Annotated in this window: 10 protein-coding genes and 1 riboswitch; all 10 genes read left to right on the top strand. The window is 64.2% G+C overall.

The genetic code is table 11. The annotated features are described in order from the left end of the window. Nucleotides 1–162: 162 nt before the first annotated feature. Nucleotides 163–1,017 carry a cytochrome gene (locus Q4P21_RS06410; protein ID WP_303387974.1) on the top strand — a complete coding sequence of 285 codons (855 nt, stop codon included), beginning with the start codon at nt 163–165 and terminating at the stop codon, nt 1,015–1,017. Nucleotides 1,018–1,114: 97 nt separating this feature from the next. Further along, nucleotides 1,115–1,678, top strand: coding sequence for a peptide deformylase (def, locus tag Q4P21_RS06415; RefSeq protein WP_303387975.1), 564 nt, complete (start codon nt 1,115–1,117; stop codon nt 1,676–1,678). Beyond that, nucleotides 1,675–2,595 (top strand): methionyl-tRNA formyltransferase, encoded by a 921-nt coding sequence (gene fmt, locus Q4P21_RS06420; RefSeq protein ID WP_303387976.1) that lies wholly within the window; start codon nt 1,675–1,677, stop codon nt 2,593–2,595. Before def ends, fmt begins: the two co-directional genes overlap by 4 nt. After that, nucleotides 2,592–4,163 carry an RsmB/NOP family class I SAM-dependent RNA methyltransferase gene (locus Q4P21_RS06425; RefSeq protein ID WP_303387977.1) on the top strand — a complete coding sequence of 524 codons (1,572 nt, stop codon included), beginning with the start codon at nt 2,592–2,594 and terminating at the stop codon, nt 4,161–4,163. Before fmt ends, Q4P21_RS06425 begins: the two co-directional genes overlap by 4 nt. Nucleotides 4,164–4,206: 43 nt before the next feature. Beyond that, the gene (gene rpe / locus Q4P21_RS06430) at nt 4,207–4,908 is read left to right on the top strand and encodes a ribulose-phosphate 3-epimerase (protein ID WP_303387978.1); all 702 of its coding nucleotides are present in this window, start codon (nt 4,207–4,209) and stop codon (nt 4,906–4,908) included. A 119-nt stretch (nt 4,909–5,027) separates the two neighbouring features. Continuing rightward, a riboswitch (FMN riboswitch) is annotated at nt 5,028–5,172 on the top strand. Nucleotides 5,173–5,297: 125 nt separating this feature from the next. Further along, nucleotides 5,298–6,101, top strand: coding sequence for a nicotinamide riboside transporter PnuC (gene pnuC / locus Q4P21_RS06435; RefSeq protein ID WP_303387979.1), 804 nt, complete (start codon nt 5,298–5,300; stop codon nt 6,099–6,101). An 11-nt stretch (nt 6,102–6,112) separates the two neighbouring features. Continuing rightward, nucleotides 6,113–7,297 carry a bifunctional diaminohydroxyphosphoribosylaminopyrimidine deaminase/5-amino-6-(5-phosphoribosylamino)uracil reductase RibD gene (gene ribD, locus Q4P21_RS06440; RefSeq protein WP_303387998.1) on the top strand — a complete coding sequence of 395 codons (1,185 nt, stop codon included), beginning with the start codon at nt 6,113–6,115 and terminating at the stop codon, nt 7,295–7,297. Nucleotides 7,298–7,299: 2 nt separating this feature from the next. Then, nucleotides 7,300–7,935: a riboflavin synthase gene (locus tag Q4P21_RS06445; RefSeq protein ID WP_303387980.1), complete on the top strand. Its 636-nt coding sequence runs from the start codon at nt 7,300–7,302 to the stop codon at nt 7,933–7,935. Then, nucleotides 7,928–8,575 carry a 3,4-dihydroxy-2-butanone-4-phosphate synthase gene (ribB, locus tag Q4P21_RS06450; RefSeq protein WP_303387981.1) on the top strand — a complete coding sequence of 216 codons (648 nt, stop codon included), beginning with the start codon at nt 7,928–7,930 and terminating at the stop codon, nt 8,573–8,575. Before Q4P21_RS06445 ends, ribB begins: the two co-directional genes overlap by 8 nt. Continuing rightward, nucleotides 8,572–9,198: GTP cyclohydrolase II (locus Q4P21_RS06455; protein WP_303387982.1), on the top strand; the 627-nt coding region annotated here is incomplete at its 3' end. The genes ribB and Q4P21_RS06455, both read left to right, overlap by 4 nt.

Consider the following 9,198-nt stretch of genomic DNA (forward strand, 5'->3'; position numbering starts at 1 on the left):
GCGCGCTTCCCTGACACGGAAGAGGTCACTGGTTCGATCCCAGTATCGCCCACCATGACAAAGGCACCCTTGAAGGGTGCCTTTGGACGTTAACAAGTGTTTATCCACAGTCATACTACTGCCGGGCTGCGCCGTGTCCGAGGGTAGTGGAATAGTGGAGGCATGAGCGCACCAGCATTGGCACACAGCACCGAATTGGGGCGCATGTACGCCCGTTCCCTCCAGGGCCCGCCCAAGGTTCCTTCCATCACCACGGTCATTGGTCAGCAGGCCAACTCCCTGGACGGCTGGATCGGATACATGGCGGCGACGGCCGTGGCGAAGCACCCCGACCTGGGTGCTGCCATTGGCAACCCCGGCCAACTACGCACCGTGGTGCGCGACAGCTCCAATGCTGCCGAACAGTTCAGGGACGCCGCGGCCGCCCGCGGCGATAGAGTCCACAACTACTGCGAACAGGTGGCTTTGCGGGCCCTGGGCCGGCCGCACCAAGTCCCCGAAGCACTCGAAGCGCTAGCTGAAAACCGTGAAGGTGACTTTGCGCTGCGCTTCGATGACTGGTGGAAGCAGTACGACGTCCAGCCGCTGGCCCCTGAAATCACTGTTTGGAATGAAACCGTAGGCTACGCCGGCACCCTCGACCTGGTAGCCACCATTGGCGGGAAACTGTGCATCATCGACTACAAGACCAAGGGCACGGACCGCAACGGCCAAGTGAAAAGCCTCGACGCCAAGGTAGTCATGCAACTGGTGGCGGGAATGAAAGCCGAGGAGTCCATCGTGGACGAAGCAGCTGGCACGTGGGAAGCATGGAAGTACGGCCAGGACCCCATCCTGCTGGGTGTGGCCATCGGGGAGACTGAAGTGCGCACGCTGCGGGCCAACCCGCAGGTCCTGAAGGCGCACTGGTTTAAGTTCGCGTCACTGCGGCGGGTGTGGCAAACCTCATTGGATGCCTCGGCTGCAGGAGCACCATTGCTCGATATTGCGCCACCGGCGGCACCGGCAGCCAACTAGACTTGAAGAACCAGTTGTTTTAGCGCACCGGAACCGGTCAGCAACAACACCCAAGCAAAGACACTCGAGTAACAACACCAAAGTGAGGTGCCCACCCATGGCCATCCTGAGCATTCGCATCATTGGCGACCCTGTCCTGAGAACCGTCGCCGAAGAGGTGACGGCTTTTGGCCCTGAACTGGCCAAGCTCATTGAGGACATGCGCGAAACCATGGTCGATGTCCGCGGTGCCGGCTTGGCAGCGCCGCAAATTGGGGTGAACAAGCGCATCTTCACGTACTCCGTGGACGGTGCGCAAGGGCACATCATCAACCCCGTCCTGGTCGCCAGCGACGACTTTGCGCCCGCGGAGCCCGAGGGCTGCCTGTCGGTTCCCGGCCTGGGTTTCCACGTTGCGCGGCACCGCTGGGTGCGAATCACCGGAGTCGACATGGACAATAACCCCATCGACATGGAAGCCACCGGCACCTTGGCCAAATGCTTCCAGCATGAAACAGACCACCTGAACGGCACGCTGTACGTTGACCGGTTGGAAGGCGAAGACCGCAAGGAAGCCCTGCGTGCCATCCGCATGGCGAACTATCAGGACGTGACGGCCGGAACCGTGGCCAAGCGCGCCCTCACCGTCGGCTCGGCCTTTGGTGCAGGGGCCGCCCAATGAGGGTGCTGTTTGCCGGGACACCAGCTGTTGCGCTGCCCTCCCTTGAAGCGTTGCGGGCCGCCGGGCACCAGATCGTCGCCGTGCTGACCCGCCCCGACGCGCCGCTGGGCCGTAAACGCATCCTCACGCCGTCGCCCGTGGCTGCGCGCGCGGCCGAGCTGGGACTGCCTGTGATCAAGGCGAACAAGGTCGACGCCGAGGCTGCCGCCGCCATTGCCGCAGCGGCACCTGATGTAGCGGCGATCGTAGCGTACGGGGCGCTCGTCCCCGAAAGCGCGCTGCGCATTCCGGCGCACGGTTGGATCAACCTGCACTTCTCGCTGCTGCCAGCCTGGCGTGGCGCCGCGCCTGTGCAACATTCGGTGATCAACGGCGATGAAATCACCGGTGCGTCCACGTTCCTGCTGGAACAGGGACTCGACACGGGACCCGTCTTTGGCACTTTGACGGAGAGCATCCGCCCCACGGACACCAGTGCCGTGCTGCTAGAACGGCTGTCGCACAGCGGAGCCATGCTGCTGGTGCAGACCATTGACGGCCTTGCCGCCGGCGCCCTCAGCGGAGTGCCGCAGCAAGGGGAAATCTCCCTGGCGCCCAAACTGACTCTTGAGGACGGCCACGTGCACTGGGACAACCCCGCGCTGGCCATTTCCCGGCGCATCCGCGGCGTCACCGCCGAGCCCGGAGCATGGACCATGCTCGGCGGGCAGCGTTTCAAGCTGGGACCAGTGCAGCTGCGTACCGACGTCATGGACCTTGAACCGGCCCGCCTTCGCGTCGACGGGAAAGCCGTTCTGGTAGGGACCGGCTCACACGCCATTGAACTGGTGGATGTCCAGCCGTCCGGCAAAAAACTTATGAAAGCAACGGACTGGGCCCGCGGCCTGGCCAACAAGGAAGATGTGGTGTTTGAATGACCAGCGAGCAAGGCGGACGTTCGAGCCACCAAAACCAGCAGTCGGGGAATCCGGGTGGCGTGAAGCGCCGGGATGCTGCGGGGCGTGAACGCAATCGCGGTACCGGCCGGAACAGGACGGACACGGCCCCCGGTCAGCGCACGCGCGTTGCCGATCCGGCTCGCTTGGTCGCCTTTGAGGTGTTGCGCGCCGTCTCCGGCGACGACGCCTACGCGAACCTTGTGCTGCCCACCCGTATCCGGCGCCACGGCCTTGACCGCCGCGACGCCGGCTTTGCCACGGAACTGACCTACGGTGCGCTGCGTGCCCAGGGCACTTATGATGCGATCTTGGCCAAGTGCGTGGACCGTCCGCTCAGCGAGTTGGATCCGGCCATCTTGGACGCGTTGCGCATTGGCGCCCATCAGCTGATGGCCATGCGCGTCCCCACGCACGCCGCCCTGGACCAGACGGTCGGGCTGGCGCGTGCCGTCATCGGTGCCGGGCCCTCCGGACTTGTCAACGCCGTGCTGCGCAAGGTTGCGGCGAAGGAACTTCCGGAGTGGCTCGAGGAGCTGACAGAGGGGCTAACCGACGAGGTGAAGATTGCCTCGATTGAGCACTCGCACCCCGAGTGGATTGTGCGTGCCATGCGCCAGGCGCTGGTGGCCCATGGCCGCGACGTTTCCGAAATCACCGCCCTGCTGGAGGCTGACAACCAGGCTCCCGTGGTGAATCTGGTGGCGCTGCCCGGCTTGGGTGACCTGTCCGAGGCCTTCGAGGCTGGCTTCACCGCTGGCGAATTGGTGGCTGATTCAGCGCTGTCCTCCGGTGGAGACCTGAGCCGGCTGGAAAGCGTGCGCGACGGTTCTGTCCGCGTGCAGGACGCCGGTTCACAGCTGGTGGCCCGCGCCCTGGCCGCCGTCGAAATTGCCACCGACCTGGGCGCCACTGACGGGGACGACGGCGAGGAGCGCTGGCTTGATCTGTGCGCAGGCCCCGGCGGCAAGGCTGCCCTGCTGGCAGCCCTCGCCGCCCAAAAGGGTGCCTGGATTCTTGCCAACGAGCCCTCTGCGCACCGTGCGAAGCTGGTCTCGCAGGCCCTCGGCGCCGTACCGGAAGACACTTGGACCGTGCGCACCGGCGACGGCCGCGACATTGGCCGCGAGCACCCCGACGCTTTTGACCGGATTCTGGTCGACGCGCCCTGCACCGGACTGGGAGCCTTGCGCCGTCGTCCCGAGTCCCGGTGGCGCCGCCAACTCTCCGACGTGGGCGAACTGGGCCGGCTGCAGCGCGAACTGCTCGACTCAGCCTTGGCCGCCGTCAAACCCGGGGGAGTGGTGGCGTATGTGACGTGCTCGCCCCACGTCGCTGAGACGATCGCCGTCGTCGATGACTCGCTGCGTAAACGCGACGACGTCGAACTGCTCGACGCTGGAAGTGTCCTGGACTCCGTCAGCCTCAGCGGCAACCTGCATGCCGGCAACGCCACCTCGACCATTCCAGGACACGAGAAAATGGCGCAGCTGTGGCCGCACATCCACCACAGCGACGCCATGTTCCTGGCCTTGATCCGCAAGAACTAATCAGCAGTACAAAGACCCCCGAGCTCAAAGATGAGGTTCATTCATGACCAGCCGTTCACTTGCCTGTTGCATCAATCCCAGCATCCTCTCAGCGGACTTCGTCAACCTCGAAGCTGAACTGGCACGGATCGCCAACGCCGACGCAGTGCACGTCGACGTCATGGACAACCACTTCGTGCCCAACCTGACCATCGGCCTGCCGGTGGTGGAACGGATCCAGCAGGTCAGCGCTGTGCCTTTGGACGCGCACCTGATGATTGCCGACGTCGACCGCTGGGCACCGCTCTACGCGGACGCCGGGCTCGCTTCGGTGACGTTCCATGTGGAGGCTTCCGACGCCCCCATCAAGCTGGCCAGGGAGTTGCGGGCCAGGGGATCCAAGGCCGGCATGGCACTGCGCCCGGCCACGCCGGTGGAACCGTACCTGGACATGCTCACCGAACTGGACATGCTGTTGATCATGACGGTTGAGCCCGGCTTCGGCGGCCAGGCGTTCCTTGACGTCACGCTGCCCAAGATCCGCCGCGCCCGCGCCGCCATAGAAGGCAGCGGCATCAACGTGGCCATTCAGGTGGATGGCGGCATCACGGAGGAGACCATCACCCGCGCGGCAGAAGCCGGGGCCAACGTTTTCGTGGCGGGCTCCGCCGTGTACGGCAAGCCGTCACCGGCCGAGGCCATCGATGCGCTGCGCGCCAAGGGGCAGCTGGCCTTTCGCCCGGTCCGGGAACACCGCGACATTTAGCGCAGACTCGTTTGGTGCTGGATGATCGGCGCAGGATGACAGCAAGATTTAGCATGCCGGCACATTGGGTGCCATAATGAAAGTGGTTCCGGCAATCGTCGGATCCAAAAATGTATTTTTACGTGCTCCGGGGTCGGTGTAATTCCGAACCGGCGGTTATAGTCCGCGACCCGCACGCAGCCAGCTGGCAACAGCAGGACGCGTTCGGTTGATCTGGTGAAATTCCGGAACCGACAGTTAAAGTCTGGATGGGAGAAGCACGAACAGTCTTGGCCGCCAGGTCAGGGGTGTGGCAGAAGCGTTCCTGCTTTTTGCCCGTCCTTGCACCCTGCGCGCCGCTGTACGTTACCCCCCGGAGCCATCGCGGTCTCGAAAGGGCAAGGGTAACGATGGACGTTCTGCGATGGCTCTTTGAAGCCAAACTTGAATTTGCCGGTGGCGGATTCATTTTGTGGCGCGAAGTCATAGGCAATCTTTTTGGGCTCGCCAGCGCCCTCGGCGGCATGCGCCGTAAAATCTGGGCTTGGCCGGTGGGCATCGTCGGCAACCTCCTGCTTTTCACCGTCTTCATGGGCACCGTTTTCGGCTCCCCGGACCACGTGAACCTGCTGGGACAGGCCGGTCGCCAAATCATGTTCATCGCCGTCTCCATCTATGGTTGGCAGCGCTGGAATCAGACACGGCACCAGAAGGACGACGGCGGCGCGCATGTGGGCCAGGCAGTCGAACCTCAGTGGGCCGGGGCCAAGGCGCGCTGGCTCCTGCTCGCCGCCATGGTGGGCGGCACCGCCGTTCTCACCCCCATTTTCCGGCTCATGGGCTCCTACGAACCGGTCTGGGCGGACGCCTGGATCTTCATGGGCTCACTGCTTGCGACCTATGGCATGGCCAAGGGGTGGGTTGAGTTCTGGCTGATCTGGGTCGCAGTGGACCTGGTCGGTGTGCCGCTGCTGTTCAGCGCCGGATACTACGCTTCGGCCTTCATGTACATCTTCTACGGTGCTTTCACGCTTACCGGATTCTTTGTCTGGTGGAGGGTACGGCACAACAGCGACATCAAGGCCCGTACGGTGTCGGTGGATACCACCTTCCCCGACATCACCGTGGGAACTGGCACAGTGGGCACTGACAATGTGAACAGTGGCAACGACAGCACTCACAGCACCGTGGGAAAGAGAGAGGCAAAACTGTGAATTTCAGTTCCATGGACTCAGGCTCCATCAATTCCGGCCCCTTCGGCCATGATTCCGGGCACTTCACGGCAGCCGAAACCCTCGGCATGGAAACGGCATTATCTGCCGCCAGGCAGGGTGTTCGCGGGGCCAACCCGCTCGTGGGTGCTGCCATTATCGACGCCGATGGCACATTCCTGGCCATCGGCTACCACCGCGGCGCAGGCACTGCCCACGCCGAAACGGACGTCATCAACCGACTGCTCGGAACCGGTGTCAAGCGCGACCTTTCAGCCGCCACGCTCATTGTGACACTCGAACCGTGCAACCACGTGGGCCGAACCGGACCCTGTACCCAGGCCATTCTTGACGCCGGCATTGGCAATGTGGTTTTTGCTGTCAGGGACCCGCACCAGCCGGCCTCTGGTGGAGCCGAAGTTCTCCATAATGAAGGCATCAATGTCCGCATGGGCCTCATGGCGGAGGAAGCGGAGGACCTGAACCGTCAGTGGTTTGTGGCCGTGCGTGAAAATCGCCCTTTCATCACCGCCCGCCTGGCGCAAACCGTGGACGGCAGGATTGCTGCCGTGGATGGTACCAGCCAGTGGATCACCTCCAAGGAATCACGGCAGGATTCGCATGACCTGCGGGCCCGCGTGGATGCCATCGTGGTCGGCACGGGGACCATCATGGCGGACAACCCGCGTCTTACCGCCCGTGCCGCTGACGGCTCTGACACGGCCCACCAACCCTTGCGGGTGGTCATGGGCCTGCGTGAGATTCCCGCCGATGCGGCCATCCGCGGAGCGTCGGGCACCCCGAGCAGCCCGGACCGCCTGGGGGACGAAGACTTCCTGGCCCTGCACACCCACGACCCTGCCGCCGTCGTGCGTGAACTGCAGGAGCGCGGAGTGGGCCACCTCATGATCGAAGGTGGCTCGATGATCAGCGGAGCGTTCCTAGCGAAGGGCCTTGTGGACGAACTTGTGGTGTATTTGGCCCCCACACTGCTCGGCGCCGGCATCCCTGCGCTGACGGATCTGGGCATCGGCACGCTTGCCGAGGCGCAGCGCTGGGAGTGGGACGGGACCACCACCGGACCGGTTGAAGTGCTGGGGCCGGACTTGAAATTGACGCTTATGCCGGCCAAGGCCGCAGCGAAGGGTGCCGGCGATGCTGCCGGTTCCGCTGCCGCCGCCAGCACAGAAAGAGGATAGAAATGTTTACCGGAATCATTGAAGGACGCGGCACGGTGCAGCGCGTTGACCTGCACCCGGAGTCCGACAGCGCCGTGCTGGTGCTCAACGCCGGGGACGTGCTGGACGGCCTTGAATTGGGCGGCTCGCTGGCGGTCAATGGCGTGTGCCTGACCGCAGTGCGGCTCGAGCGCGGCACGGTGGAAGTTGACGTCATGGGCGAGACCCTGGTGCGCACCACCACCGGCGGACTTTCCAGCGGGGACACCGTGAACCTTGAACGCTGCGTTCCTGCCGGCGGGCGTCTTGACGGGCACGTTGTACAGGGTCACGTTGACGGCACGGGCTCGCTGGTGGAGCGCGAAAACCAGGGCAAGTGGGAACGGCTGCGTTTTGCCGTCCCGACGGGGCTCTCGCGCTACATCGCCGAAAAGGGCTCCATCGCCATTGACGGCGTCTCGCTGACAGTCACCGCCGTCAGCCCCGCCGCAGAAGCACAGCAGTGGTTTGAGGTGGGGCTCATCCCCGTCACGTTAGCCAAGACCGGTTTGGGCGCAAAGGCGGTGGGCGGCGCGGTGAACCTGGAGGTTGACGTGCTGGCCAAATACGCTGAGCGCCTGCTGGAATTCTCCACACTGAAGGGTGCCGGACATGAGTGAAACGATCATTGCCGATACGCTACTGGATCCCATCGTCATGGCCATTGCCGCCATGGGGCGCGGGGAGGCCGTGCTCGTGGTGGACGATGAAGACCGCGAAAACGAGGGCGACATCATCTTCGCCGCCCAACACAGCACCCCTTCACTCATGGGTTGGACCATCCGGCATAGCTCCGGGGTGGTCTGCATCCCCATGGATGCCGCCCACGCCGACCGCCTGGCCCTGCCGCCCATGGTCGCGCACAACCAGGACGCTAAAGGTACCGCGTACACCGTCAGCTGCGATGCGGCGCTCGGGGTCAGCACCGGCATCAGCGCCACCGACCGCTCGCTCACGGCCACCATCTTGGCCAACCCGTTGTCCATGCCCGACGCCGTCACCCGGCCCGGGCATATCTTCCCCCTTCGAGCCGTGGCCGGGGGAGTGCGCCAACGTCCGGGCCACACCGAAGCATCCGTTGAACTGTGCAGACTGGCAGGGTGCGAACCTGTTGCCGTCATCGCCGAAGTGGTCGATGACTCGGGGGAGATGATGCGCCTCCACGGCCTGCGTGACTTCGCCAACGAACACGGTTTGGTGCTGGTTTCCATCGCCGACCTCGTGGCGCACGTGGCCGGGCTGGAAGGGAAGTCGGCATGAGCGGTGAGCAGCCTGCCGTGACGGGCGGCCCCGTGGTGCAGCTGCCCACCCGCTTTGGCACCTTCCAAGCCCAGGCGTGGGTGGTCGCTGCCACAGGTGCAGAACACTTGAGCCTCAGTGCACCCGGTGAGTCTGCAGAAGCCAGGGTGTCCGGTGATGAGTACCTGCCGCTGGTGCGGCTGCACTCGGAATGCCTCACGGGGGACGTGTTCGGTTCCTACCGCTGCGATTGCGGCGAACAGCTGGACTTCGCGCTTGAAATGATCCATCGCCGCGGTGGAACTCTGGTGTACCTGCGCGGTCATGAGGGCCGCGGCATCGGCTTGGCCAACAAGATGCGTGCCTACAGCCTGCAGGAAGCGGGTGCGGACACCGTCGAAGCCAACGAACAACTGGGGCTTCCCGTTGACGGGCGCGACTACGCGGCCGCAGCCGGAATCCTGCGTTCGCTGGACCTGTTACGCATTGCGCTGCTGAGCAACAATCCGTTGAAACAGGAACAACTCCTGGGCCATGGCATTGACGTGGTCAAGGTGGTGCCCACCGAGGTGCCTGCCCGGGCCGAAAACCTGCGCTACCTGAAAACCAAGCGGGACCGCATGCACCACGCGCTCTCCATCACA

The sequence above is a fragment of the Arthrobacter sp. genome, assembly GCF_030540645.1.
GTDB lineage: Bacteria > Actinomycetota > Actinomycetes > Actinomycetales > Micrococcaceae > Specibacter.

Bases quoted from the DNA above. Each gene is read 5' to 3' on its own strand.
- Q4P21_RS06410 (WP_303387974.1), top strand. From the start codon at position 163: ATGAGCGCACCAGCATTGGCACACAGCACCGAATTGGGGCGCATGTAC.
- def (WP_303387975.1), top strand. From the start codon at position 1,115: ATGGCCATCCTGAGCATTCGCATCATTGGCGACCCTGTCCTGAGAACC.
- fmt (WP_303387976.1), top strand. From the start codon at position 1,675: ATGAGGGTGCTGTTTGCCGGGACACCAGCTGTTGCGCTGCCCTCCCTT.
- Q4P21_RS06425 (WP_303387977.1), top strand. From the start codon at position 2,592: ATGACCAGCGAGCAAGGCGGACGTTCGAGCCACCAAAACCAGCAGTCG.
- rpe (WP_303387978.1), top strand. From the start codon at position 4,207: ATGACCAGCCGTTCACTTGCCTGTTGCATCAATCCCAGCATCCTCTCA.
- pnuC (WP_303387979.1), top strand. From the start codon at position 5,298: ATGGACGTTCTGCGATGGCTCTTTGAAGCCAAACTTGAATTTGCCGGT.
- ribD (WP_303387998.1), top strand. From the start codon at position 6,113: ATGGACTCAGGCTCCATCAATTCCGGCCCCTTCGGCCATGATTCCGGG.
- Q4P21_RS06445 (WP_303387980.1), top strand. From the start codon at position 7,300: ATGTTTACCGGAATCATTGAAGGACGCGGCACGGTGCAGCGCGTTGAC.
- ribB (WP_303387981.1), top strand. From the start codon at position 7,928: ATGAGTGAAACGATCATTGCCGATACGCTACTGGATCCCATCGTCATG.